The 23849-nt window shown below is 61.8% G+C and carries 26 protein-coding genes; 16 read left to right on the top strand and 10 right to left on the bottom strand.

What is annotated here, in order from left to right; all coding sequences use genetic code 11:
• Positions 1-7 precede the first annotated feature (7 nt).
• Genes EL255_RS11835 through mepA form a run of 3 tightly spaced genes read right to left on the bottom strand, consistent with a single transcriptional unit; the run spans position 8 to position 2126 of the window.
• A complete protein-coding gene (locus EL255_RS11835; protein WP_042652369.1) occupies positions 8-739 on the bottom strand; it encodes a TPM domain-containing protein in 732 nt (243 codons plus the stop codon).
• Positions 736-1326 (bottom strand): LemA family protein, encoded by a 591-nt coding sequence (locus EL255_RS11830; protein WP_042652368.1) that lies wholly within the window; start codon positions 1324-1326, stop codon positions 736-738. The genes EL255_RS11835 and EL255_RS11830 overlap by 4 nt, the downstream gene beginning before the upstream one ends.
• A gap of 56 nt (positions 1327-1382) precedes the next feature.
• Positions 1383-2126 carry a penicillin-insensitive murein endopeptidase gene (mepA, locus tag EL255_RS11825; protein ID WP_042652524.1) on the bottom strand — a complete coding sequence of 248 codons (744 nt, stop codon included), beginning with the start codon at positions 2124-2126 and terminating at the stop codon, positions 1383-1385.
• A 178-nt stretch (positions 2127-2304) separates the two neighbouring features.
• Here mepA and EL255_RS11820 point away from each other — a divergent pair, with 178 nt between their 5' ends.
• Both EL255_RS11820 and EL255_RS11815 read left to right on the top strand, forming a co-directional pair.
• Complete coding sequence (locus EL255_RS11820; RefSeq protein WP_042652367.1) at positions 2305-2847, top strand: hypothetical protein; 543 nt, start codon at positions 2305-2307, stop codon at positions 2845-2847.
• 250 nt (positions 2848-3097) lie between these two features.
• The gene (locus EL255_RS11815) at positions 3098-3343 is read left to right on the top strand and encodes an RNA recognition motif domain-containing protein (RefSeq protein WP_033129142.1); all 246 of its coding nucleotides are present in this window, start codon (positions 3098-3100) and stop codon (positions 3341-3343) included.
• 71 nt (positions 3344-3414) lie between these two features.
• Here EL255_RS11815 and EL255_RS11810 read toward each other — a convergent pair whose 3' ends face one another.
• Positions 3415-4314: an aldo/keto reductase gene (locus EL255_RS11810; RefSeq protein WP_042652366.1), complete on the bottom strand. Its 900-nt coding sequence runs from the start codon at positions 4312-4314 to the stop codon at positions 3415-3417.
• Positions 4315-4436: 122 nt separating this feature from the next.
• Here EL255_RS11810 and EL255_RS11805 point away from each other — a divergent pair, with 122 nt between their 5' ends.
• From EL255_RS11805 to ltaE, 3 genes are all read left to right on the top strand, one after another.
• Positions 4437-4844: a hypothetical protein gene (locus EL255_RS11805; protein ID WP_042652365.1), complete on the top strand. Its 408-nt coding sequence runs from the start codon at positions 4437-4439 to the stop codon at positions 4842-4844.
• 79 nt (positions 4845-4923) lie between these two features.
• Positions 4924-5640: a Rossmann-fold NAD(P)-binding domain-containing protein gene (locus tag EL255_RS11800; protein WP_042652364.1), complete on the top strand. Its 717-nt coding sequence runs from the start codon at positions 4924-4926 to the stop codon at positions 5638-5640.
• Between the two features lie 89 nt (positions 5641-5729).
• Positions 5730-6746 (top strand): low-specificity L-threonine aldolase, encoded by a 1017-nt coding sequence (gene ltaE, locus EL255_RS11795; protein ID WP_042652363.1) that lies wholly within the window; start codon positions 5730-5732, stop codon positions 6744-6746.
• A 72-nt stretch (positions 6747-6818) separates the two neighbouring features.
• On the opposite strand, the gene EL255_RS11790 is transcribed toward ltaE, so the two are convergent.
• The 4 genes from EL255_RS11790 to EL255_RS11775 all read right to left on the bottom strand — a co-directional run bounded on the left by EL255_RS11790 (position 6819) and on the right by EL255_RS11775 (position 10106).
• Positions 6819-7250, bottom strand: coding sequence for a PAS domain-containing protein (locus EL255_RS11790; protein WP_042652362.1), 432 nt, complete (start codon positions 7248-7250; stop codon positions 6819-6821).
• 59 nt (positions 7251-7309) lie between these two features.
• A complete protein-coding gene (locus EL255_RS11785) occupies positions 7310-8329 on the bottom strand; it encodes a response regulator (RefSeq protein ID WP_042652361.1) in 1020 nt (339 codons plus the stop codon).
• 53 nt (positions 8330-8382) lie between these two features.
• On the bottom strand, positions 8383-9321 hold the full coding sequence (locus EL255_RS11780) for a LysR family transcriptional regulator (protein WP_042652360.1): 939 nt from the start codon (positions 9319-9321) through the stop codon (positions 8383-8385).
• An 83-nt stretch (positions 9322-9404) separates the two neighbouring features.
• Positions 9405-10106: a DUF2982 domain-containing protein gene (locus EL255_RS11775; RefSeq protein ID WP_042652359.1), complete on the bottom strand. Its 702-nt coding sequence runs from the start codon at positions 10104-10106 to the stop codon at positions 9405-9407.
• A gap of 169 nt (positions 10107-10275) precedes the next feature.
• Between EL255_RS11775 and EL255_RS11770 the strand changes: the two genes are divergently transcribed.
• The 5 genes from EL255_RS11770 (at position 10276) to EL255_RS11750 (ending at position 16201) form a co-directional block, all read left to right on the top strand.
• A complete protein-coding gene (locus EL255_RS11770) occupies positions 10276-12216 on the top strand; it encodes a putative bifunctional diguanylate cyclase/phosphodiesterase (RefSeq protein WP_042652523.1) in 1941 nt (646 codons plus the stop codon).
• Between the two features lie 154 nt (positions 12217-12370).
• The gene (locus tag EL255_RS11765; RefSeq protein WP_042652358.1) at positions 12371-13936 is read left to right on the top strand and encodes an AbgT family transporter; all 1566 of its coding nucleotides are present in this window, start codon (positions 12371-12373) and stop codon (positions 13934-13936) included.
• Positions 13937-14003: 67 nt separating this feature from the next.
• Complete coding sequence (gene nfsA / locus EL255_RS11760) at positions 14004-14729, top strand: oxygen-insensitive NADPH nitroreductase (RefSeq protein ID WP_042652357.1); 726 nt, start codon at positions 14004-14006, stop codon at positions 14727-14729.
• Positions 14730-14888: 159 nt separating this feature from the next.
• Positions 14889-15653: a hypothetical protein gene (locus EL255_RS11755; RefSeq protein WP_042652356.1), complete on the top strand. Its 765-nt coding sequence runs from the start codon at positions 14889-14891 to the stop codon at positions 15651-15653.
• Positions 15647-16201, top strand: a complete 555-nt coding sequence (locus EL255_RS11750) for a VOC family protein (RefSeq protein ID WP_042652355.1) — start codon at positions 15647-15649, stop codon at positions 16199-16201. Before EL255_RS11755 ends, EL255_RS11750 begins: the two co-directional genes overlap by 7 nt.
• A 64-nt stretch (positions 16202-16265) precedes the next feature.
• Here the strand turns inward: EL255_RS11750 and EL255_RS11745 are convergent, their stop codons facing one another.
• Entirely contained in the window at positions 16266-17477 is a 1212-nt protein-coding gene (locus EL255_RS11745; RefSeq protein ID WP_042652354.1) for an MFS transporter, read from the bottom strand.
• Positions 17478-17569: 92 nt separating this feature from the next.
• On the opposite strand from EL255_RS11745, the gene EL255_RS11740 reads away from it, so the two are divergent.
• Complete coding sequence (locus tag EL255_RS11740; protein ID WP_042652353.1) at positions 17570-18445, top strand: LysR family transcriptional regulator; 876 nt, start codon at positions 17570-17572, stop codon at positions 18443-18445.
• A gap of 88 nt (positions 18446-18533) precedes the next feature.
• Here the strand turns inward: EL255_RS11740 and ribA are convergent, their stop codons facing one another.
• Positions 18534-19127: a GTP cyclohydrolase II gene (gene ribA / locus EL255_RS11735; protein WP_042652352.1), complete on the bottom strand. Its 594-nt coding sequence runs from the start codon at positions 19125-19127 to the stop codon at positions 18534-18536.
• 248 nt (positions 19128-19375) lie between these two features.
• Here ribA and cmk point away from each other — a divergent pair, with 248 nt between their 5' ends.
• From cmk to lapB, 5 genes are all read left to right on the top strand, one after another.
• On the top strand, positions 19376-20068 hold the full coding sequence (gene cmk, locus EL255_RS11730) for a (d)CMP kinase (protein WP_042652351.1): 693 nt from the start codon (positions 19376-19378) through the stop codon (positions 20066-20068).
• A 93-nt stretch (positions 20069-20161) separates the two neighbouring features.
• Positions 20162-21832: a 30S ribosomal protein S1 gene (gene rpsA, locus EL255_RS11725; protein WP_042652350.1), complete on the top strand. Its 1671-nt coding sequence runs from the start codon at positions 20162-20164 to the stop codon at positions 21830-21832.
• A 92-nt stretch (positions 21833-21924) separates the two neighbouring features.
• Positions 21925-22209, top strand: a complete 285-nt coding sequence (gene ihfB, locus EL255_RS11720) for an integration host factor subunit beta (protein WP_005299934.1) — start codon at positions 21925-21927, stop codon at positions 22207-22209.
• 156 nt (positions 22210-22365) lie between these two features.
• The gene (locus EL255_RS11715) at positions 22366-22650 is read left to right on the top strand and encodes a LapA family protein (RefSeq protein ID WP_042652349.1); all 285 of its coding nucleotides are present in this window, start codon (positions 22366-22368) and stop codon (positions 22648-22650) included.
• A 9-nt stretch (positions 22651-22659) separates the two neighbouring features.
• A complete protein-coding gene (gene lapB, locus EL255_RS11710; RefSeq protein WP_042652348.1) occupies positions 22660-23826 on the top strand; it encodes a lipopolysaccharide assembly protein LapB in 1167 nt (388 codons plus the stop codon).
• Positions 23827-23849: the final 23 nt, after the last annotated feature.

Below are 23849 nucleotides of genomic sequence, written 5' to 3'. Positions count from 1 at the left end.
TCCCTGATTACCAGCCACCGGAGGCACCACCGCCCCCAAAACTGCCGCCGCCACCGCTGAAGCCGCCGCCACCGAAACCGCCGCCGGAGCGACCTGCCCCGAAGCCCGTGGCCAGATAGGCCGCCCGGCGACGCCCGCCCGAGCCACCTCCGCCGCCACCTCGCAGGTTGTGCAGCACCAGCATCACGATCACCGCCAGGATGAACAGCCAGGGGCCCCCCAGCTTGTCGTCCTGCTTGGGGGCGTCCGCCGGTTGGTATTCCCCGGCCAGGGCCTGCATGATGGCCTGGCTGCCGGCGACTATGCCGGCCACCATGTCGCCGCGTTTGAAGGCGGGCAGGATCCGGGTCTGGATGATGTTGGCGGCGATGGCATCGGGCAAGGCCCCCTCCAGGCCATAACCCACCTCGATGCGCACCTTGCGCTCATCCTGGGCGATCAGCAGCAGCACGCCGTTGTTGCGCGCCTTCTGACCGATGCCCCAGTGACGACCGAGCTGATAGCCGTACTCTTCGATGGTGTTGCCATCCAGGCTGTCGACCGACACCACCACCAGCTGGATGCCGCTGCGCTTCTCGAAGGCGGCCAGTTGCTGGGTGAGCTGATGCGCCTGTTTGCGCGACATCAGGCTCGCCTCGTCCACCACCCGGCCGCTGAGGGCCGGAAACGCGGGGGCCGCCTGCAACGCCGTCACCCACAGCAGCAGGCAGGGCAGCAGCCAGCGGATCACTGAGCTCATTGGAAGCTGACCTTGGGCGCCTCATCGGCACCCGGCTTGGCGCTGAAACTGGGTTTGGCGGTCAAGTCCGAGTAGAGCAGCTTGGACCAGATGACGCCCGGGAAGGTGCGGATCTCGGTATTGAACTGGCGCACCGCCTCTATGTAGTCGCGGCGAGCCACCGCGATGCGGTTCTCGGTGCCCTCCAGCTGGGCCTGCAGGGTGAGGAACTGCTGATCGGCCTTGAGATCCGGGTAGCGTTCGACCACCACCATCAGTCGGGAGAGCGCGCTGGAGAGCTGATCCTGCGCGGCTTCAAACGCCTTGAGCTGGGACGGATCGCTTAGCTGCAGGCTGCCCACCCGGGCGCGGGCATCGGTCACCGCCTTCAGGGTCTCCTGCTCGTGGTTGGCATAGCCCTTGACGGTCGCCACCAGGTTGGGGATGAGGTCGGCGCGGCGCTGGTACTGGTTCTCGACCTGGCCCCAGCTCGCCTTGACCTGTTCATCCAGGGTCGGGATGTTGTTCATGCCGCATCCGGTCAACCCCAGCAGCAGGGTCAGCATCAACAGGCTCTGCGTGGTCGTGCGCCAGAGAGAAGTGGCCATCTTGTTGTCTCCATTGGATCTATATGATTCGGCGCTGACACCATACCAGCTTGTGGTCAGCCGCCACAACGGCTCGGTAGCACCGGGGCCTGGTAGCTCATTGACACCCTGGGCAGCTGGGGTTTGTCCTTGATCCAGGAGGCCAGCTCGGCGCCGCAGCCGTTGCCTGGCGGGATCGGCGCCTGGGGTTGGCAATCCGGGCTGCCCGCCGGACAGCGCAACCTGACGTGGAAGTGGCTGAAGTGGCCAACCCAGGGACGCAGCTTGTGCACCCAGGGCTCGTCACTCGCGCGCCGGCACACCTCGGCCTTGAGCACGGGGTTGATGAAGATGCGGGTCACCTCGGGCTGGCTGGCGGCCAGCCGCAGCAACGTGAGTTGCTGCGGCCCGAAGCGGCCCGGCAGCAGCCGGTAGCTGGGCTCGTCGATCAGCGCCCACTCCTTGGGGGCATCCTGCTCCCACTTGCTGATGGGGCGATCGGCCATCCGGAACCAGATGTCGGCGTCGAGGCCGGTCTGGTGGCTGCGATGGCCGGAGCTGAAGGGGCCGCCCCGCGCCATGGCCAGATCGGCGATATAGAGATCCGGCATGCCCGCCAGCCGGGTCTGGTTGGCCAGTTGGGTGAGGTAGTGGATGAGATCGGGATGGCCGTAGTAGCGCAGCCGCTTGCTGCGGATCACCTGATAGCCGGGTCCCTCCAGCGGCAGGGCCATGGCATGGGTCAGGCAACCGGCCGAGTAACCGCCGATGGCCTCGGCGTAGAGGGCACTGGTCATGAACAGCAAGGTGGTGGCAAGCATGAGACTCTCGACGATGGTGGCGTGGCTGGGCTCAGAGAACCTCAATCATATCAACAGAGCCGGCCGGTCGTCATCCGCATCGCCAAGCGGGTTGCCACGGGCGGGCCGGCTCACGCACAATGCGCGCCAACGCCAAACAGGAACACCAAGACCGTTCCAATCGAGAGAGGAGCTGGAGATGAGAGTCAGTGAATTGGCAGCGCAGGCGGGAATATGCTGGCTGATGCCCCCGGTGCGACGCTTCTACGGGGTCATGATCGGCCTGCTGTTGGCGAGCCTGGGCACAGTCGTGGCCGCGCTGTGGCTGGGTTACCCCGAGATGGGGCTGCTGCCCTGGGTCGGCCTGGTGTTTGGCGGCATAGTGCTGCTGATGATGGTGCTGCCGCGCAACTGGCAGCGCTGGCGGCTGGCCGAGCTCTCCTGGGACGAGCGCCACCTCTATCTGCTCAACGGCGGCGACGACAAGGCGCTGGCCCTGCCCAGATCGGCGCTGGTCGGCATAGCGCGGGATCGCAAGGTGGGTCACGATGGTCAGTGGCTCGACTTCAGCCTGGATCTCGCGCTCGATGCCGACACCCTGGCCGAGGCCGCAGCCTTGCTGGGGCTGAGCCGGGAAGGCACCCATGAAGTGGCGCCCGGCATCTACCGTTTCGGCTTTAAGCGAGCCTGGCACGGCCGTCGTGCCCTCGGCGAGGTGCTGAGTGTGCTGCAACCCATATGAGTTGACTATTTTCTCGACAATTTGCCATAAAGCTCAGATACTGCCTCTGATTCGAATTGATCTTTCCTGCTCCGTTAGTCCAAGAGATCAATGACTTGGGCTACGGGGTGGGGAGTGCCACGGCATGATGCCATGGCAGGTCCGGCCTGGGGGTTGTGCCCTTACTTCCAGGTCGGTGGATGCATAGATAAGGCACCTTGAATCGAGAGTGGATGGCATGAAGATTTACGTAGGTAATCTGTCGTACCGGATGACGGCCGACGAACTGACAAATGTGTTCAGCCAATTTGGAGAGGTAGAGAAGGTCGATATCATCATCGACCGCGATACCGGTCAGTCCAAGGGATTTGGCTTCATTGAAATGCCTGTCAACGGGGATGCCGAGAAGGCCATCGCCGGATTGCATGGCACCGAAATAGGCGGCCGCACTATCACAGTCAATCAGGCCAAACCGAAGACAGATGCACCTCGTGGTCGCCCCCAGCGCCATCGTTGAATCGTCTCGATAACGCAAAACGGCATGGATCACTCCATGCCGTTTTTGTTTGTGCGGTTTGCCGGCGAGGGTCAGGGCACGTCGTAACCGAGCGCGGCCTTGCGGATGCGGAACCACTGCTGGCGGCTGAGCTGGATGGATTCGGCGGCGACAGCGGCGGCGATCCGCTCCCGCTTGCCGGAGCCGATGAGCGGCAGCGGCTGGCTCGGCAGCATCATCACCCAGGCGTAGACCAGCTGTTCGATGTGCTCAGCACCCACCTCATGGCGGATCTGTTCGAGCTCGGCGCGCAGCGGGCCATAGGCGGGATCGTTGAACAGCCGTCCACCACCGAGGCAGGACCAGGCCATCGGCTTGATGCGCAGCTGCTGGCACTGATCCAGGGTGCCGTCCAGGGTGCAGTCCTGGTTGAGCGGCGAGATCTCCAGCTGGTTGGTAACCAGCGGGAAGTCGAGGCGCGATTGCAGCAGCTCGAACTGGCGGGCGCTGAAGTTGGATACCCCGGCGTGCTTGATCTTGCCCGCCTGCTTGAGGGTGATGAAGGCATCGGCGACCGCATCGGCATCCAGCAGCGGATCCGGGCGGTGGATCAGCAGCAGATCCAGATGGTCGGTACCGAGTTTTTGCAAGGAGGCCTCGGCACTGGCGATGATGTGGGCCTTGCCGGTGTTGTAGTGGTTGAGGGCATGCTCCGGCTTGGCGGTGAGGGCGATGCCGCACTTGCTGACGATTTCCATCCGGCTGCGCAGGGAGGGCTCGAGGCGCAGGGCGTGACCGAAGGCCTCCTCGCACTGATAACCGCCGTAGATGTCGGCGTGATCTATGGTGGTCACCCCCAGATCCAGGTGGTATTTCATCAGATCCAGCAGCGCGGCCGGGGAGAGTTGCCACTCCATCAGGCGCCAGTAGCCCATGATGAGGCGGGAGAAGGTCGGACCCTGGGCGTGCAGGGCGAGACGGGATACGGACATGGTGACTCCTAGGCGGATAGATGAAGAGGAATAAATGCTGCCAGCATCTTGGTCTCTTCTGTTGGACAAGGCAATAATGCGCCCCTCGCAAATTCGAACTTTGGTTCTGGGGGAAGAGAAAGATGGAAGGATTTGCCGCTAGGCTGCAGAGCCTGATCGGGGAGGGCAGTGTCAGCGCCTTCGCCCGCAAGGTGGGGCTGAGTGAGGCGCTGCTGCGCAAATATCTGAAGGGGGCCGAGCCCGGTCTGGGCAAGGCCAACCAGATCGCCATGGGGGCCAACTGCTCGCTTGAGTGGCTCGCCACCGGCTGCGGCTACCTCTATCGTCAGGCCGAGGTGGTCGACAGGGAGGCCTTGGCCGCAGCTGGCATTCTGCTGCAGGAGCGGATGCCGGACTCCCCCTTGCCTGACGAGCACCAGCTGGTGACCCTGCTCGCCTATTACCAGTTTTTGCGCAGCCACAAGCAGGCAGACGGTTTTCTGGACCTGGCGCTGGCCCGTGAATTTGGCCGCCATCTGGGCGATGCCTGAGTCAGGGAGAGGCGACCGGCCTGCCGTCGGCCATTATTCTGATACCCTCTAAACAAACGGCAAATTCAAGGGTAGTGATATGGGCTATCTGATCCTGGGCAGTGGAGGCTTGGGCACGGCGCTGGCACGGGAGCTGGCCAAGCGTGGCGAGGAGTGGCAGCTGGCGGGCAGGTTGCCGCCAAAGGGGCTGGATCCGGCCCGCTATTTTCCGCTGCAGGAGGTGGATCCGCTCTCCTTCGAGGCGCTGTTCACCCTCTATGAGCCCGCGACGCTGCCGAGCGTGGTGATCAACACCATAGGCCTGCTCTATGATCTCAACTTCATGCCGGAGCGGCGGGTGGAAGAGGTCACACCCCAGTGGCTGGGGGAGAGCCTGCAGGCCAATGCCTGGCCGCACCTTGCCCTCGGCGCCTGCCTGAGCCGGCTGATGCCGCCGGATGCCCGTCTGTGGCTCTGCTCCCTCTCCGATCTGGCGGGCAGCCTGGGCAGCCAGGAGGTGGGCGGTCCACATTCGACCAGCCGCTACAGCTACCGGATGAGCAAGGCCGCACTCAACATGGGCGCCAGGATCCTGGCCGCCGAGTGGGCCGAACGCTTCCCTCAGGCCGGGGTCATCACGGTCCACCCCGGACTCATGGACACCCCCATGCAGCAACCCTTCCTGCACGACCTGCCCCCGGACAGCCTGCAAGATCCCAACCTGGTGGCGCCGCAACTGCTGGATCTCATCGCGGGTCTGTCGCTGGCGCAGTCGGGCTCATTTGTGGACTTGCAGGGGAGGCCGCTGCCCTGGTGAGCCGTCAGCGGGCTCACATTCCCGCGACGGTTTGCTTGCCAAGTCAGCCCTGGCTGGCTAACTTCATCCTCCTGCATCAGGAGGATGTCATGCGCTATATCGATTTACGAAGTGATACCGTCACCCAGCCCACGGATGCCATGCGCCAGAGCATGCTGCACGCCGAGGTGGGCGATGATGTCTATGGGGAAGACCCCAGCATCAACGCGCTGGAGCGCCGCGGCGCCGAGCTGCTGGGCAAAGAGGCTGCGCTGTTTGTGCCATCGGGCACCATGTCCAATCTGCTGGCGATGATGAGTCACTGCCAGCGTGGGGAAGGGGCCGTGCTCGGCAATGCCGCTCACATCTATCGCTATGAGGCGCAAGGATCGGCCGTGCTGGGCTCGGTGGCCCTGCAGCCGGTGCCCATGCAGGCCGATGGCACCCTGGCGCTGGCCGATGTGCGCGCCGCCATCGCCCCCGATGACGCTCATTTTGCCCAGACCCGACTCATCTGCCTCGAGAACACCCACAACGGCAAGGTACTGCCGCTGGCTTATCTGCACGAGATGCGCCGCTTCGCCGACAGCCAGGGGCTGCGGCTGCACCTGGACGGCGCCCGGCTGTTCAATGCCGTGGTGGCGAGCGGTCAGGCGGTGCACGAGATTGCGGCCCCCTTCGACAGCGTCTCCATCTGCCTCTCCAAGGGGTTGGGCGCACCGGTGGGATCCCTGCTGGTGGGGGCGCAGGACCTGATCGCGCGGGCCAGACGGCTGCGCAAGATGCTCGGCGGTGGCATGCGCCAGGCGGGGAGCCTGGCCCAGGCCGGGCTGTTCGCCCTGGAGCAGCATGTGACCCGCCTCGCGGACGATCACCGCCGTGCCAGACGGCTGGCCGAGGGGCTGGCGGCCTTGCCCGGCATCGAGCTGGATCCGGACCTGGTGCAGACCAACATGGTGTTCCTGCGGCTGAGCTCTGGTGAGAGCGCCCCCTTGCTCGCCTTCATGAAGGAGCGGGGCATCCTCTTCTCCGGCTACGGCGAACTGCGGCTGGTGACCCATCTGCAGATCAATGACGACGACATCGAAGAGGTGATCGACGCCTTCACCGAGTACATGGGGCGCTAACAGTGGCTTCGGTCACAGATGCAAAGAAGGGCGCCCCGGGGCGCCCTTCTTCATGAGGTCGGAGTAACAGCATCAGCCCTGCCGTCTGTCCAGCATCAGCATGGCCTCGTCGGTGGCGTCGTAGATCATGATGGCGATGTGAGTGACCTGGCCGCCGAAGTCGGCCAGCGGCACCAGGGTCAGGTTCTGGTACATGTGGGGCGCCGAGCCGGTGATGGGGCGGTAGTTGGAGAAGCGCAGCAGGTAGGGGCGCTGCTCCCAGGTGCTGAAGGCGCGGTTGTTGAGCTTGAACACCATGTTGGCCTTGCGCTCCAGCCAGGCCCGATCCACGTCGGGGAAGAGGTCGAACAGCACCCGATCGCGCACCTCGCCGGCGAGCCGGCTGCTGTGGCTCTCCATGAAGCCGTTCCACACCTGTATTCTGTACTCCCTGTCGAGCACCACCAGCCCCACGTCCAGGTTCTGTACTATGTTCATCAGCCAATGAAATTCACGGATTTCCATGGTCACTCCTGGAGAATGTGCTTGATGTTGTTATGGATGCTGGCGATGGGAGCAAACCGCTAGAGCATGTGCATGATCTTGTTGTTCATGGTGGCGATGGAATCTTCGGTAAACAGCAGCAGTAGATCGCACTGCACTTCGTAGTCCCGGATCTTGTAGTTGATCTCGATGGCCAGGGTGCGGCGCCAGCGGCTCTGGTTGGTGCGGATCAGATCCTGGATCGGCCTGTGCTGACCGAGCACCACCGGATGGCCTTGGCTGAAGGGGGTATCGAGCTGGCTGGCGTAGCCGCGCAGGAAGGCGCCGATCAACACGTTGGCGGTGTCCATCAGCAGCTCCAGCTCGGCACCGTGATCCAGCACGCCCTGGTGCTTCATCAGCCGGGCCAGATCCTGGAAGCTGGCGTCGTGGAACAGAATGAGGGCCTCCCCGGCGATGCCGGCCCCGATGAAGCCCTGGCAGACGGCGGAGAGGGTATCCGACTCGGCGGCGGCCGAGAGCGCCATGTGCAGCTCGGAGACCTCCAGCACATTGACGTTCGGGATGGGCAGCAGCACGAAGGCGTCGAGCAGGCGTGCCAGCAGATCGGCGGCCTGACCCATGGCGACGTTGGCCAGCTCCTGATAGACATCGCGCAGCTCGGCGTTGAACGGGATGGCGCTCTCGGCCAACACCGGGTGGACGGGGGCTGTGGGCTCGCGGCTCGCGGTGCTCGCCTCCTGCCACAGGCCGTGGCGCTGGAGGAGGGCGCGCAGGGTCTCGGGGGCGGCCGGCTTCTTGATGAAGTCCAGGGCGCCCAGCGCCATGACGCGTTGATGGGCCTCCGGCTGGATGTCGCCGGAGACCACGATCACCTTGTTGCGCAGCCCCTCTCGCTTGAGCGTCTCCAGCACTCCGTAGCCGTCCATCTCCGGCATGGTCAGATCCAGGAAGATCAGATCGCCGTGCCCCATCAGGATCTGCTCTATCCCTGCCAGGCCGTCGGCCGCCTGGTGCAGCTTGATGTTCCAGTCCTCAGGCAGGGCCCGGGCCAGCTGCTTTCGCGCAAACCCTGAGTCATCACATATCAATACATTCATGGTGTTAGCAGACCTGTGTCACGAGAGTTGCGCTAAGTGTGGGCCGCCAACCGTCAGATGCAATGGGGCTGGGGGGTGGCCGGTGAAAATTGCTCGTCCCATTGGCGATTGCGGTAGTGGGCGGAGTATTTCTCGACAAATTCGGCGAACATCTTAACACGCAACGGGGTGAACTGGGGCTGGCAGCGCAGCATATAGAAGGGGCGCCGATCCGAGCGCCAGTCCGGCAAGACGGCCACCAGCTGCTCGTCCTGCAGGAAGGGGTGCACATAGTGCAGCGGAGCGTTGACGATGCCAAGGTGACGGCGGGCGGCCCGCACCGCGGCCTGGGTCTGATGGACGGTCAGCCGGGCGGCCCGTTTGACCTGCACCCTCTGCTCGTCCCGCCCGATCAGCTGCCAGTGCTGATGTGGCCAGCAATAGATGAGATCGTGCTCCTCCAGCTGGGCCGGGTGGGACGGGGTCCCCATCTTCTCCAGGTAGAGGGGGGAGGCGAACAGCCCATACTCGATGTGGCCGAGGCACTGGGCGTTGGGCAGCACCTGGGGCAGCTCGCCGTTGAAGAACATCAGGTCTCTGTCCTGCTCGCACAGGGGATGGTGATCATTGGTCTGGCTGATGTCGAACTGCACCTTGGGGTAGCGCAGGCCGAAGTCGGCCAGCATGTCGATCAGGATGGTATTGGAGAGGGCGATGGGGGCCGCGAGGCGGATCACGCCGCTGATGTCGGTTTCCTGGCCCTGGATCTCGCCGGCTGCCTGTTCTATCTCGGCCAGCGGCGTGCACAGGCGCTCATAATAACGCAGCCCCTCGTCGGTGAGGCGCAGCTTGCGGGTGGAGCGGTGCAGCAAGGTGCAGCCGAGTTGCTCTTCCAACTGGGAAATACGTCGACTGACGGTGCCGGTCGGCATGCCCAGCGCAGCAGCGGCGTGGGAGAAACCGCCCTCTTGCACCACCTTGACGAACAGATAGAACTCTTCGATGTACTTCATAAGCGGTATAAGGGGTGTTCTGAATGTAACAAGCCAGTGACCATATGAAACAGTCACCCGGCTTGGCAAGCGCAATCCGGCGTTTAATTGATCTGGATTAGATTCGACTCGCGTCTGTACTGGTTCAATAGGCGGATAAATTCGGCGGGTGCCCGATCCAGGCTGTTGTCGGGTACCAGCAGGTCATAGCCCAGCAGATCGCGCAGGCGGACCATGCGGTTGCCCAGCATGGCGATGACCCCCTCGTAGCGCTGGCCGGAGGGGGAGCGAAACCGGCTCTCTTCCAGCAAGCCCTCTCCCAGCAGATTGGCGCCGCAGCCTCCGCTCAGGCACTCAGGTCGCTCGCTGTTGATCGCCTGCAGCAGCACGGCCCGCTGCTCGGTCAGCAGGCGGACGGCCAGCCTGGGTGTGATCAGCGTCAAAAAATCGTCGTAATCCTTAATTTTCAAGCCGATGTAGGGCAGGGCGACCAGATCCCACCCTAAATGGATACGTGGCTGGTCGATCCGCTGAATATTTCTCCATTTCAGGATCCAACCCCCGTACTTATGGTGATATTGCAGGCAATCGTGACACAGGGAGAGGCTTAAATGAGGCTCACTTAGTTTCAGAGCCCCGATAAGCGTCATCATCAAGCCAGCCAGCAGACCGATCATGGCGGGGATTAAGGGTTGTTCGCGGAGCAAAAAAAGTATAAAAATCATAGCAATGGTTACGGCTATGCCCAGCCATACCAGTGTGAGTCCATTTTTTCTGACCATGGGTATCACATGTAGCGTTTTCATATGAAGTCGGCCCTCTTTTCGCATGCTTTTTTCCAGATTATGGGCTGGATCTGATTTTGTACCAGCACGAGGGCCCCGCTCGGCGCGTCATCGTGGCTGGTGTTGCTATGAGCTCCATCATGAATCACTTCCCAACATGAATACGCTAGACGAACGCTTACTGAATGCGATTGATGTGCTGCATACCCCCATCTGGATCTATGACATCCAGCATCACCACATCTATTGGGCCAATGGCGCCGCGCTGGTGCTGTGGGAGGCGAGCTCACTGACCGAGCTGCAATCCCGCGACTTCTCGGCCGACATGGCCGCCGCCATCGACCTGCTGCTGCAGCGCTATCTCGGCGACTTCCAGCAGGGCCGCAGCTACAACGAGTGGTGGACCATCTCCCCCAAAGGGGTCAGGAAGCAGGTCTACCTGCGCCTCTCCGGGGTCGAGATCGCCGGGCGCCTGATGATGATGACGGAGGCGGTGATCGATGCCGACACCCTCTATCAGGAGTCATCGCTCGCCGCCGGCGACACCCTGGCCTGCCTGTTCGACAACAAGGGACGGCTCGAGAGCGGCAACCATCACTTCGATCTGTGCTTCGGCAATGCCATCACCCAGTTGACACAGATCTTCTCCGGCAGCGATGAGGCCTTCTACCGGCGTCTGTCCCATCTCGACGAGGTGGTGGCCGAGGGGGAGTGCCGTACCCTCAAGGGGATGCGCTGGTTCCAGTACCAGTTTCGCCACATCCAGCAAGGGGCCAGGATCCTGCTCACCATGCGTGACATCACGGATCGCAAGCTCGAGGAGCTGGAGCACCGCCACCTGGCCTGGCACGACTCCCTCACCGGCCTGCTTAACCGCTACGGCCTGATGAAGTCCCTCGAGGCCTATTGCGGCCTGGGGGGGCGCTTCGCTCTGGTGTTCATGGATCTGGACAACTTCAAGCTGGTCAACGACAACTATGGCCACAAGGCGGGGGATCGCCTGCTGGAGCGGGTGGCTGGCCGGCTCAAGCAGATCTGCCCGCGGGATGTCGAACTGGCCCGCCTCGGCGGTGACGAGTTCACGGCCCTGGTGCCGCTCAACCAGTCAAGCGAACGGGCGCAGGAGGTGGCGGATCTCATGCTCTCCCAGATGACCAAGCCACTGCAGCTGAGTGGGGTGCCCGAGGTCACCATAGGCGGCAGCATCGGCATTGCCATCTATCCGGACGACGCCGATGACGGCGACAACCTGATCACCCGCGCCGACATGGCCATGTATCAGGCCAAGCAGATGGGCCGCCTGCGCTGGCAGCGCTTCACCCCCAGCATGCAGCAGAGCCTGCACCGCAAGCTGACCCTGAAACAGTTCCTGGCCAAGGCCATAGGCCGGGGGGAGTTGAGCCTCTGCTATCAGCCCCTGGTGGATGTGGCGCAGGGCAAGCTGATCGGTTACGAGGCACTGCTGCGCTGGTACAACCCTGTGCTGGGGCAGGTCTCTCCGGCGGAGTTCATTCCCCTGGCCGAGGACATGGGGCTGATCCGCGAGATCGGGGGCTGGGTGCTCTCCACCGCCTTGGCCCAGATGGGGGCGTGGCAGCAACAATACCAGGTGAGGGTGCCGGTCTCGGTCAATCTGTCCGGCTTCCAGCTCACCCCCTCCCTGCCGGAGCTGGTGGCCGAGCAGCTGAGGGAGTTTGGCGTCGATGCCAGGCTGCTGACGCTGGAGCTGACCGAAACCGTGCTGATGCTGGACATGAAGGGCTGCATCGAGATCCTCGACGCCCTGAGCGAGCAGGGGATCAAGATCGCCATCGACGACTTTGGCACCGGCTACTCCTCCCTTGCCTACCTCAACCGCCTGCCCATCGATACCATCAAGCTGGATCGCTCCTTCGTGGTCGGTCTGAACCTGCCGGTGATCCGGGCCACCGTCGCCATGGCCACCAGTCTCGGGCTCGGCATCCTGGCGGAGGGGGTGGAGGACGAGCACGAACTGGCGGCCCTGCGTGCCCAGGGCTGTCATGTGTTCCAGGGTTTCCTGTTCAGCACCCCGCTGACGGCGGAGCAGGTGGTGGTGGCGGGCTTCGGGATCCACGGCAAAGCAGGGCATTATCCGCTGGTGGGCGATTGAATCCGGTATTCGATAATGTGCGGTATATCCCGTTTCTTGAGTATTTTATGCAAAATTAAACGTAATTAATCGAATTTATGGCTTATATCATGGGATTCATTGGAGTTTATCGCTAGGATGCGCGCTCATTCCTTGGTAATGGAGTATCACCATAATGAGTCAAGCCACAGTGAACGAGCGTCCGGCCAGCCCGCCCAACGGCTGGTTGAACCGCTTCCTGAACGGGGTCGAGAAGGCAGGCAACAAACTGCCGGATCCCGCCATGCTGTTCCTCTATGCCTTGCTGATCGTCTGGGTCGGTTCCTGGATCCTCTCCCAGTTCTCCTTCGATCTGGTCAATCCTCGCACCGGGGAGGCCGTCGTGGTCAACAACCTGCTGACCGGGGCTGGCCTGGCCGAGTTCCTCGCCAGCATGGTCACGACCTTCACCAGCTTCGCCCCGCTTGGCATAGTGCTGGTGGCCATGTTGGGGGTCGGGGTGGCCGAGCAGTCCGGCTTCATCAACACCGGCCTGAAGAAGCTGCTGAAAGTCACCCCCGCCCGTTTCCTGACCCCCATGCTGATCCTGGTGGCCATCGTCAGCCACACTGCGGCCGATGCGGGCTATGTGCTGGTCATCCCCATAGGTGGCATCATCTTCCACGCCGCCGGGCGCCATCCGCTGGCCGGGATAGCCGCGGCCTTTGCCGGGGTCTCCGGTGGCTTTGCCGCCAACTTCCTCCCCTCGGGCGGTGATGCCCTGTTGCAGGGTTTCACCCAGTCGGCGGCCCAGCTGCTAGACCCCGATTACATGGTCAACACCCTGTGCAACATCTTCTTCACCGGTGCCTCCTCCCTGCTGATCATCTGCGTGGGCTGGGTCATCACCGAGAAGGTGGTGGAGCCGCGTCTCAGACACATCCCCCTCAACGAGGAGCTCGAGAGCGCCGACGAGATGGGGCGCTACAGCGCGCAGGAGAGCCGCGCCTTCAACTGGGCCGGCTTTGCCATGCTGGCGGCCATAGTGCTGCTGGGGCTGGCCCTGTCACCGGGCGATTCGCCGATGCGGGCGGCTGATGGCTCGCTGACCACCTTCGCCGCGCCCGTGATGAAGTCCATAGTGCCGCTCATCTTCCTGCTGTTCATCCTGCCTGGCATCGTCTACGGCTTCGTGGCGGGGAACTTCAAGAGCGGCAAGGACGTGATCGATGCCATGTCGGCCACCATGAACAAGATGGGCTCCTACATGGTGATGGCCTTCTTCTGCGCACTCTTCATCAAGGCCTTCGGTGACTCCAATCTGGGCACCCTGCTGGCGCTGTCCGGTGCCGAGGTGCTGCATGCCCTGGCGCTGCCGGGGGAGGTCACCATAGTCGGCATCATACTGCTCACCGCCAGCGTCAACCTGGTGGTGGGGTCGGCCTCGGCCAAGTGGGCGCTGATCAGCCCCATCCTGGTGCCCATGCTGATGGCGGTCGGGATCTCCCCCGAGCTGACCCAGGCGGCCTACCGGGTGGGGGATTCCGCCTCCAACATCATCACCCCGCTGATGGTGTTCTTCCCGCTGGTGGTGGTCTATTGCCAGCAGTATGTGAAGAGCACCGGGATCGGTACCCTGGTCTCCATGATGCTGCCGTATTCGCTGGCCTTCCTGGTGAGCTGGAGCATCTTCCTGCTGCTGTACTGGGCGATGGGCTTCCCGCTCGGGTTGCAGGCGCCCTATGTGTATCCTGCCCCCTGAGGGTGACGAGGGGCCTTGGGCCCCTCGCTTTTTTTGGGTAAAGTGAGGCCTTCTTTCCGGAGGCACCATGAACCCGACCATCGATCTTATTCTCGCCCATCGCTCCATTCGCCAGTTTACCCCCGAGCCCATCACCCCCCGGCAGCTCGATCAGATCCTGAGCGCCGCCCAGTCCGCCTCCAGCTCCAGCTTCCTGCAGGCCAACAGCATCATCCGGGTGACGGACAAGGCGCTGCGCGCCACCCTGGCCGAGCTGGCCGGGCACCAGACCTATGTGGCCGAGGCGGCGGAGTTCCTGCTGTTTTGCGCCGACTATCAACGCCACAGCCAGATAGTGCCGGACGCCCAGACCGGCTATGTGGAGCAGCTGCTGATCGGGGCCATCGACGGCGCCCTGATGGCCCAGAATGCCCTGCTGGCCGCCCAATCCCTGGGGCTCGGCGGCGTCTACATCGGCGGGATCCGCAACAACCCGGCGGCGGTGAGCGAGGCGGTGGGGCTGCCCCATCAGGTGATCCCCCTGTTCGGCCTCTGCCTTGGCCACCCCGCCCAGCAGCCGGAGCAGAAGCCCAGGCTGCCCCGCGATCTTGTCGTGCACGAGAACCGTTATCCGGCCGAGCTCGATCGCCCCTTGCTGGCGGATTACGATCGGCAGATCCACGACTACTACCTGGCCCGCAGCGGCAACAACAAGCAGCAGACCTGGAGCGGCCAGATCAAGGCGATCCTCGGCAAGGAGGCGCGCCCCTTCATGCTGGGATTCCTGCAATCCAAGGGTTTTTGCCTCAAGTAATGAGGGCCGCGGGCGATATGAGTGATGGCGCGTGCCTGTCGCGACCCGCGGCGGCGCCGGCTTGCATTCTGTGAGGCAGGGCAGAACCCCGCGCTACCTAATGCGGGTAAGCTGTTGTAGGATCGCGCAATTGATTTGGGACAGGAGTTTGAATACCCTATGATTTTGACCTTGATATTGCTGTCTATTGGCGCACTCCTGTTTCTGGTTATCGCCTATAACGTGGTGCAGCAATACAAACAGAAGGCCGAGGCGGACAAGCGCCAGGCCATCGCCCGCCACAAAGCCGTGGCGGACGAGACCGAAGAAGTGCTGCTGAACGTCAACCTGGTGCCCTTCTCCAAGAACATGGTGCTGCTGTTGCAACACCGGATCCTGGACGCTTACCGCGCCATCGCGCAGGTGATGCCGAGCGGCCAGATCAAGCAGCGCATCGCCGACGTCCAGACCCAGATCAAGAGCGTGCAGGAGAACTACAGCGGCCAGGACGAGGGTCACTTCAAGACCCCGGAATCCGATCGCCAGGCCATCCAGATGTTGCAGCTGGCCAAGAAGATGCGGGCCGTGCTGCGGGTCGAGCATAACAAGGGCAAGATAGATCCCCACGGCTTCGCCCAGGAGGATCGCCGCCTAGAGCTGATGCAGCTCAAGATCAACATCGCCAACCTGATCAAGCGGGCCATGGATGCCCAGATCCAGGGGCAATACGGCACCTGCCGCCAGCTCTACACCAAGGGATTGGGGGCCCTGGTCAATGTTTCCGACAAGGATCCCTACCTGCTGGCGCGGGAAGAGGACATGCGTCAGGGGATGCGTCAGCTGGAAGAGCATCTGCAGCAGCACAGCGAGAAGGAGCTGCAGACCATCAAGGACAAAGAGGCGGACGAGCTGGACGTCCTGTTCCAACCCAAGAAGAAATGGTGAACATGTCCCATCCACTGGATACCACACTGGAGCCCATGGCCCCATTTGTCGGCCAACTGCTGGCCGAATTGACGCCGCTGATGGGGGAGATCACTACCCCTGTGGTGGATCACCTCTGCTACCGTGCCGCCAGCCTGCCCGAATACCTGAGCCTGAAAGCCGAACTGGCCCGTCATGGCGTGCTGCTGGTGGAGGGGATGATAGGGGGTCGCCCCATCGCCACCTATCGGCTGCATCAACCCCTGTGCTGGCAAGCGCTGAGCGTGCCCTGCATCGAGCTGGCCGCGCCCAAGCCGGGCCGCAGCCATCAGGCGGGGCTCGAGCATATCGAGCTGGTGGTGCCGTCGTTGCATGAATTGGTGGCAAACCATCCCGGTCTGCCGTTCAAGACCGGCAACATCGATGATGGCCGCAACCCGGATGTGGGGCTGATGCTACCCTCCGGGCAGATCAAGTTTCACCTGCGCCCCCTGAGCGAGGTGATCGACGAGGAGCTGCGCAGCGGCGCCGTGGTGCCGGTGCCAACGGACTATTACGACGGCCTGTGAGCCCGCCTATACCCAACAAGATCAGGCCCCGACATCGGGGCCTGATCTTGTTGGACTTGGAGCCTCAGGAGGAGTGACAGGAGAGGGGACGCGTGCTGCGCCCCTTCAGCTGGCCGAGCCAGAGGCTCAGGGCGGCGGTGACACAGAGCACCAGCTCGATGCCGAGCACCAATCCCCCCAGACCTCCCCGCTCCCAGAAGGGGTGCAAGTAGAGCCCCCCCAGACTGGCCCCCAGGTAGTACCCCACCAGATAGAGTGACGAGGCGAGCGCCCGGTTGTGCTCCACATGCTGGCCGACCCAGGCGCTGGCACAGGCGTGGGCGAGGAAGAAGCCGAAACTCGAGATGAGCAGACCGCCGAGGATGGCGGTCAACGAGCCATGCAACAGCATGAGACTGCCGAGCGCCATCAGCGCTATCCCGGCCAGCAGCAGCCGTTGGGCACCCCAGCGCTGGGCGCCGCGCCCGCTCAGGGAGGAGGCCAGGGTGCCGGTGAGGTAGGTCAGGAACAGCATCCCCAGCCACTGGGTCGGCAATGAGAAAGGGGCCTTGGCCAGCAGGAAGGTGAGATAGCTGTACTGGTTCAGGAAGACCATGAAGTTGAGCCCGCCGATGAGATAGGCACCGACCAGCAGCGGGTTGCTGAGGTGGCTCTTGATGGCCCCGCGCAGTTGTCCGGGCGCCGCCACCACGGCCACGAAACGGGTCTGGGCCGGCAGCAGCCAGATGACCAGCGGCAGCAGCGCGAGGCTTATCAGCCCTATCCCGAGGAAGGTATGTTGCCAATCTCCAAACCAGCCGGCCAGCAGGCCGCCGACTACCCGGCCCGCGATCCCGCCGAGGGAGTTGGCGGCGATGTAGACGCCGACCGCAGAGAGCAGGGCGCGTTTGCTGAACTCCTCCCCCATGTAGGCGATGGCGGTGGCGGGCAGTCCAGCCAGCAGCACGCCTTGCAGGATGCGCAGCGTCACCAGTTGCTCGAATTGGGTCACCCAGGGAATGCACAGGGAGAGCAGGATGGCGCCGGTCAGCGTCCATAGCATGATCCGGCGTCGCCCGAAGCGATCGGCCAGCCGGGCGCAGATCAGCAGTGAGCCCGCGAGCCCGGCGGTGCAGCCCGCCAGCGTCCAGCCCGCCGACAGTGAGCTGACGGAGAAGACGTCCGCCAGCAGGGGTAACAATGGGTGGGTCTGGTAGAGATTGAGAAACACCAGGAAGGATCCCAGGCTCAGGGCCAGGGTGGCGCGTATCCACTCGCGACTACCTGCTTCGATCATATGCGTTGTCCCGACGACTTTTTTGCAGAGTAGTGGGTCGCTTGATATAAATATAATATATTTATGTTATCAATCTGATAAAGATAATTGATATGGATCTGAAACAGCTAACCTATCTGCTGGCGGTGCGCGACGCCGGCTCCTTCACCCGGGCCGCCCATGGGCTGCACGTGGCGCAGCCGGCCGTCAGCATGGCCATCGCCAAGCTGGAGCAGCAGCTCGAGCTGCGGCTATTCGATCGGCAGGATCGCAGCGTGCGGCTCACCCCGGAGGGGGAGGTGCTCTGCCGCCATGCCGAGCGCCTGCTGCTGCAGATGCATCAGGCCGAGGCGGAGATGGCCGAGCTCAAGGGGCTGGAGCGGGGCGAGGTGCGCATCGGCATCCCCTACATGATGGGGTCCTATTACTTCCCCCCGATCCTGATGGCGTTCAAGCATCGCTACCCGGGCCTCAAGATCCGGGTGGAGGAGGCCGGCACCCGCGAGCTGCTCAGCCGCATGGTGGATGGCAGCCTGGATCTCGCCATCCTCATCACTAGCGATCTGCCGCCTGGGCTGGAGGGGGCCCAGCTGCTGCGCGAGGAGATGCTGATGGTGGTGGGGGAGGAGCACCCGCTGCGCCAGGCCGGCGCCGTCTCGCTGCCGCAATTCTTCAGCCAGGAGCTCGCCATGTTCCGCCGTGGCTTCTATCACCGCGAACACATGGAGGCATTGGCGCAGGGCCTGGGCATAGAGCCCAACATCGGCTTTGAGAGCAACCTTATTCCACTGCTCAAGGCGGTGGTGCGCCAGGGATTTGCCGTGACCACCTTCCTGCGGATGGCGCTGGATGAGGAGACGGCGCTGATCGGGGTGCCCTTCGCGCCGCCGATCTTCCTCGATCTCTGTGTGGCCTGGCGGCGGGGGGATCCGCTCTCCATGGCCAATCGCGCGCTGCGGGATTTTCTGCTGGCGCAGGCCCAGCCATGAGGCAGCACACCGGATTGAGCCGTGCCCCGCACAAATAAAAACGCCTCCCGATGGGAGGCGTTTGCCGAGGCTGCGGATGATCGGTTCGTTACTTCTTGAACAGATGATCCAGCTTGTCCGCCTTGGTGGAGAGATAGAACTCGTTGTGGGGGTTGCGCCCCTCCTGCAGGGGAACCCGCTCCACCACCGGGATGCCGAAGCTCTCCATCGCCTTCAGCTTGCGTGGGTTGTTGGTCATCAGCTTGAGACTCTTGACCTCCAGCGCCTTGAGCATGTCGGCGCAGATGGTGTAATCGCGCATGTCGGCGGCAAATCCCAGCGCCACGTTGGCCTCGACGGTGTCGGCGCCCTGATCCTGCAGGTGGTAGGCCCGGATCTTGTTGAGCAGGCCGATGCCACGGCCCTCCTGTCGCACGTACAACAGGACGCCACGACCGGCCTTGGCGATGTTCTGCATGGCAGCCTGCAGCTGGAAGCCGCAGTCGCAGCGCAGGCTGAACAGGGCATCCCCGGTCAGACACTCAGAGTGAATTCGGCCCAGCACGGGCTCACCATTTGCGATATCGCCCATCACCAGTGCGGCGTGATCCTTGCCTGTACCGGTTTCCTGAAAGCCTACCAGCGTGAAGGTGCCCCAGGGGGTCGGCAACTTGGATTTAGCCACGAGGCTAATGCTGCTCATAGGGTTGCTCCTGACTACAGCTGCTTAAAAAAGGCGGCCAGTTTAGCGCGCCTTGCCCATAACAACCATAAGAACAAAACCTTGCATTGAGGAATGCTTTGCCTGATTGGTCAGAAAGGGGGCAATCACGACGACTTCTGCGCAATTGTGTGGCCTGACGACTGCCAGAGCCAGCGCATTTGGGTATAATCGGCGCCTATTTCCCCATCCCAACAGGGATGTGTGACCCCCTGTGCAGGAGAAGATTTATGCCTCATATGGCCCCCGTGATGACAATCGATGGCCCGAGCGGTGCCGGTAAAGGCACCCTGTGCCAACTGCTGGCCGAGAAGCTGGGTTGGCACCTGCTCGATTCTGGCGCCATCTACCGGGTGCTGGCTCTGGCCGCCTTGCATCACGATGTGGAACTCGATTCCGAAGCGGCGCTGGTGCCCCTGGCCGCCAATCTGGATGTGCAATTCCAGGTCGACGGCGAACAGGTCAAGGTGGTGCTGGAAGGAGAGGACGTCTCTCGCACCATCCGCACCGAAGAGGCGGGTAACGCTGCCAGCAAGATCGCCGCCTTCCCCCGCGTCCGCGAAGCGCTGCTGCGCCGTCAGCGTGCTTTCCGCCAGACCCCTGGTCTCATTGCCGATGGCCGTGACATGGGCACCGTGGTTTTCCCTGAGGCCGAGGTGAAGATTTTCCTCGACGCCAGCGCGGAAGAGCGGGCACAGCGCCGTTATAAGCAGTTGCAAGATAAGGGCTTTGATGTTAACTTTGAGCGTCTTTTAACCGAGATTCGGGAACGTGACGATCGCGACAGAAATCGCGCCGTAGCCCCCCTGAAACCCGCAGAAGATGCTCTTGTGGTAGACTCAACGTCTATGACCATAGATGAAGTGCTGGTGACGGTGCTTGCCTATGCGGAGCAACAACTTGGTGATATCAGCACGAGCTGATGTCAGTCGTCTGCACCATGGATGGCGCAGATAATTTAAAACAACCCCGCTTGTGCCGGATTGCGAGTGGATGTTTCATTTGTGACACAAACAATGATCGAATCTTTTGCTCAACTCTTTGAAGAGTCCCTGAACGCCGTTGAAACCCGTCAAGGTTCCATCGTCAAGGGTACCGTCGTTGCTATCGAGAACGGTTTTGTACTGGTTGACGCCGGTCTGAAATCCGAGTCTGCCATTCCTGCTGAAGAATTCAAGAACGCCCTGGGCGAGCTGGAAATCAATGTAGGCGACACCGTTGACGTGGCTCTGGACTCTATCGAAGATGGTTTCGGCGAAACCAAGCTGTCCCGCGAAAAAGCCAAGCGCCACGAAGCCTGGCTGCAGCTTGAGAAGGCATACGAAGATCAAGCTACCGTTATCGGTATCATCAACGGCAAGGTCAAGGGTGGTTTCACCGTTGAACTGAATGGCATCCGTGCCTTCCTGCCGGGTTCTCTGGTTGACGTGCGTCCGATCCGTGACACCGCTCACCTGGAAAACAAAGAACTCGAGTTCAAGGTCATCAAGCTGGACCAGAAGCGCAACAACGTTGTCGTTTCCCGTCGTGCCGTGATCGAAACCGAGAACACCTCCGAGCGCGAAAGCCTGCTGGCCAACCTGCAAGAAGGTCAAGAAGTTAAGGGTATCGTCAAGAACCTGACCGACTACGGTGCATTCGTAGATCTGGGCGGTGTTGACGGCCTGCTGCACATCACCGACATGGCGTGGAAGCGCGTTAAGCATCCTTCCGAAATCGTCAACGTTGGCGACGAGATCGCAGTCAAGGTTCTGAAGTTCGACCGCGAGCGTACCCGTGTATCCCTGGGTCTGAAGCAGCTGGGCGAAGATCCCTGGGTTGCTATCGCCAAGCGTTACCCGGAGACCACCCGTCTGTCTGGCCGCGTGACCAACCTGACCGACTACGGCTGCTTCGTTGAAATCGAAGAAGGCGTTGAAGGCCTGGTACACGTATCCGAGATGGATTGGACCAACAAGAATATCCACCCGTCCAAGGTTGTTAACGTTGGCGACGTGGTTGACGTGATGGTTCTGGACATCGACGAAGAGCGTCGTCGTATCTCCCTGGGTCTGAAGCAGTGCAAATCCAACCCGTGGCAGCTGTTTGCCGAAACTCACGCCAAGGGCGACCGTGTTTCCGGTAAAATCAAGTCTATCACTGACTTTGGTATCTTCATCGGTCTGGACGGCGGCATCGACGGCCTGGTTCACCTGTCTGACATCTCCTGGAACAACCAGGGCGAAGAAGCAGTTCGTGAATTCAAGAAGGGCGACGAGATCGAAGCCGTTGTTCTGCAAGTGGACCCGGAGCGCGAGCGCATCTCCCTGGGCGTCAAGCAGATCGAAGAAGACCCGTTCAATAAGTACCTGTCTGATAACAAGAAAGGTGCTATCGTGAAGGGTAAGGTTACCGAGGTTGATGCCAAGGGTGCCGTGATCGAACTGGCTGACGGCGTAGAAGGCTACCTGCGTGCCTCCGATGCTGCTCGTGACCGTGTAGAAGACGCGACTCTGGTTCTGTCTGTCGGTGATGAAGTTGAAGCCAAGTTCATGGGTGTTGATCGTAAGAACCGCACCGTAAGCCTGTCTGTCCGTGCTAAGGACGAGGCTGACGAGCGTGTTGCTATCGATAGCCTGAACCAACAAGAAGAAGTTGTGTTCAGCAATGCTATGATGGAAGCGTTCAAAGCCGCCAAGGGTGAGTAATCCTTGATGCAAGAAAAGGGCGGCTTCACGCCGCCCTTTTTTATCTTGGCATAATGAATATTGCATGTGATCGGGGAAGGAGATTTAACCTTATGACCAAATCAGATCTCATCGAACAATTGGCTGCCAGCCGCATGCATATGCCGGCCAAAGATGTCGAAGCCGCGATCAAGGAGATCCTTGAGCAGATGGCGTCGACCTTGCAAAACGGCGACCGGATTGAAATCCGAGGATTTGGAAGTTTTTCACTGCACTATCGTGCCCCCCGTGTGGGTCGCAATCCCAAGACCGGGGACAAGGTTGAACTGACCGGGAAATATGTCCCGCACTTCAAGCCCGGCAAAGAGTTACGCGAGCGCGTGAACATCATCGAATAATGCAGAAAATGGCATACCTGGGTATGCCTTTTTTATTTTTGTGACTTGGATTATGCCAATAGTCCGGTTTCTCGAAGTCTTTTCCCATTCGCTCTAGAGTCTTCCCGTGATTTTAAGGATAATCAATCTCTCATTAGCCACAGACAGGGAGCTCCTATGAAGCGTATCTTGGCCCTCATCCCCTTGGTACTGGTGTTTGTGCTGACCCTCGCCATCGGTTCGCAAAACGGTCAACAGGTGCAGTTCAATTATCTGATAGCCCAGGGTGAGTTCTCGCTCTCCATGCTACTGGGATTCTTCCTCGCCGGCGGTTTCCTGCTGGGCTGGCTGGTATTCGGTCTGCTCTTCGTGCGTCTCAAACTGCAAAACCGCACCCTCAATCGCACCATGCGTCGTCAATCCCGCGAATTGGAGCTGGCCCGGTCGACAGCCAAGGAATAATGTCCCTCGATGCTTGAACTGCTTTTCCTGCTGTTGCCGATTGCCGCTGGTTATGGCTGGTACATGGGACGCAGGAGTGTTCGCCAGGACACCCAGCAACAGAGTAACCAATTCTCCCGCCAGTATGTGGCGGGTCTCAACTATTTGCTGTCTGACGAGTCGGACAAGGCAGTGGATCTGTTCATCCAGCTGCTGGAAGTGGACAGCGAAACCATCGAAACCCATCTCTCTCTCGGCAATCTGTTTCGCCAGCGTGGCGAAGTCGATCGCGCCATCAAGATCCACCAGAACCTCGTTACCCGCCAGCTGACCCGGGAGCAGCGTCAACTCGCGCTGCAGGAGCTGGCCCGTGACTTCCTCGCCGCCGGCTTGCTGGACAGGGCCGAGGCGCTCTGGAACGAGCTGTGCGAGGACGGTGACTACGAGGAGACGGCGCTGGCGCAGCTGCTCGTCATCCATCAGCAGCTGCGTGACTGGGACAAGGCCATCGAGGTCGCGGTTCGTCTGCAGAAGTTCCAGGGCAAGAAGCTGGCCGACCCCATCTCCCATTTCTATTGCGAGCAGGCAGAGAGTGCCCTACGTGAAGGGGACAAGGCGGCGGGGTGCGCCAAGTTGAAGCGGGCGCTCGGCGTCAATCCCGCCTGTGCCCGCGCCAGTCTACGGCTGGCCGAGCTGGCCATGGAGGAAGGCAAGCATGAAGAGGCCAGCAAGGAGCTGCTGCGGGTGTTCGAGCAGGACATAGACTTTGCCTCAGAAGCCATGCCCAAGCTGCTGAGCTGCTATCAGCAGATGGGCCGCAGCCAGGAGCTGATCCCGCTGCTGGAGAAGGCGGTGGAGGATCATGCCGGTGTCAGCGTGACCCTGGCCCTAGCCAATCTGGTGGAGGCGCGTGACGGCCTGAACCAGGCCCGTGCGCTGGTGCTGCGCCAGCTGCGCCGCCACCCGTCCATGAAGGGCTTCTATCAGCTGGTCGGCTTCCAGCTGGCCAGCGCCGAGGAGGGGCCCGCCAAGGAGAGCCTAGAGCTGCTGCAGCAGCTGGTCGGCGAGCAGATCAAGATCAAATCCACCCACAAGTGCCGTCAGTGCGGCTTCGCCACCCACTCGCTGTTCTGGCAGTGCCCCTCCTGCCGGCAGTGGGGCTCCATCAAACCGATCCGTGGCCTGGATGGTGAATAGCCGCTGGTAAGAGGCGAAATGTC

The organism is Aeromonas encheleia, from assembly GCF_900637545.1.
Lineage (GTDB): Bacteria > Pseudomonadota > Gammaproteobacteria > Enterobacterales > Aeromonadaceae > Aeromonas > Aeromonas encheleia.
The sequence above is the reverse complement of the archived record's forward strand: the minus strand, read 5'-3'. Positions and strand labels throughout refer to the sequence as shown.

Coding starts and splice junctions, on each gene's coding strand:
- EL255_RS11715 (WP_042652349.1), top strand. CDS start 22,366: ATGAAGCGTATCTTGGCCCTCATCCCCTTGGTACTGGTGTTTGTGCTG.
- cmk (WP_042652351.1), top strand. CDS start 19,376: ATGCCTCATATGGCCCCCGTGATGACAATCGATGGCCCGAGCGGTGCC.
- EL255_RS11775 (WP_042652359.1), bottom strand. CDS start 10,106: ATGAAAACGCTACATGTGATACCCATGGTCAGAAAAAATGGACTCACA.
- EL255_RS11815 (WP_033129142.1), top strand. CDS start 3,098: ATGACGGCCGACGAACTGACAAATGTGTTCAGCCAATTTGGAGAGGTA.
- nfsA (WP_042652357.1), top strand. CDS start 14,004: ATGAACCCGACCATCGATCTTATTCTCGCCCATCGCTCCATTCGCCAG.
- EL255_RS11780 (WP_042652360.1), bottom strand. CDS start 9,321: ATGAAGTACATCGAAGAGTTCTATCTGTTCGTCAAGGTGGTGCAAGAG.
- EL255_RS11835 (WP_042652369.1), bottom strand. CDS start 739: ATGAGCTCAGTGATCCGCTGGCTGCTGCCCTGCCTGCTGCTGTGGGTG.
- EL255_RS11765 (WP_042652358.1), top strand. CDS start 12,371: ATGAGTCAAGCCACAGTGAACGAGCGTCCGGCCAGCCCGCCCAACGGC.
- ribA (WP_042652352.1), bottom strand. CDS start 19,127: ATGAGCAGCATTAGCCTCGTGGCTAAATCCAAGTTGCCGACCCCCTGG.
- mepA (WP_042652524.1), bottom strand. CDS start 2,126: ATGCTTGCCACCACCTTGCTGTTCATGACCAGTGCCCTCTACGCCGAG.
- EL255_RS11810 (WP_042652366.1), bottom strand. CDS start 4,314: ATGTCCGTATCCCGTCTCGCCCTGCACGCCCAGGGTCCGACCTTCTCC.
- ltaE (WP_042652363.1), top strand. CDS start 5,730: ATGCGCTATATCGATTTACGAAGTGATACCGTCACCCAGCCCACGGAT.
- EL255_RS11785 (WP_042652361.1), bottom strand. CDS start 8,329: ATGAATGTATTGATATGTGATGACTCAGGGTTTGCGCGAAAGCAGCTG.
- EL255_RS11790 (WP_042652362.1), bottom strand. CDS start 7,250: ATGGAAATCCGTGAATTTCATTGGCTGATGAACATAGTACAGAACCTG.
- EL255_RS11755 (WP_042652356.1), top strand. CDS start 14,889: ATGATTTTGACCTTGATATTGCTGTCTATTGGCGCACTCCTGTTTCTG.
- EL255_RS11820 (WP_042652367.1), top strand. CDS start 2,305: ATGAGAGTCAGTGAATTGGCAGCGCAGGCGGGAATATGCTGGCTGATG.
- lapB (WP_042652348.1), top strand. CDS start 22,660: ATGCTTGAACTGCTTTTCCTGCTGTTGCCGATTGCCGCTGGTTATGGC.
- EL255_RS11740 (WP_042652353.1), top strand. CDS start 17,570: ATGGATCTGAAACAGCTAACCTATCTGCTGGCGGTGCGCGACGCCGGC.
- EL255_RS11745 (WP_042652354.1), bottom strand. CDS start 17,477: ATGATCGAAGCAGGTAGTCGCGAGTGGATACGCGCCACCCTGGCCCTG.
- ihfB (WP_005299934.1), top strand. CDS start 21,925: ATGACCAAATCAGATCTCATCGAACAATTGGCTGCCAGCCGCATGCAT.
- EL255_RS11830 (WP_042652368.1), bottom strand. CDS start 1,326: ATGGCCACTTCTCTCTGGCGCACGACCACGCAGAGCCTGTTGATGCTG.
- rpsA (WP_042652350.1), top strand. CDS start 20,162: ATGATCGAATCTTTTGCTCAACTCTTTGAAGAGTCCCTGAACGCCGTT.
- EL255_RS11805 (WP_042652365.1), top strand. CDS start 4,437: ATGGAAGGATTTGCCGCTAGGCTGCAGAGCCTGATCGGGGAGGGCAGT.
- EL255_RS11800 (WP_042652364.1), top strand. CDS start 4,924: ATGGGCTATCTGATCCTGGGCAGTGGAGGCTTGGGCACGGCGCTGGCA.
- EL255_RS11750 (WP_042652355.1), top strand. CDS start 15,647: ATGGTGAACATGTCCCATCCACTGGATACCACACTGGAGCCCATGGCC.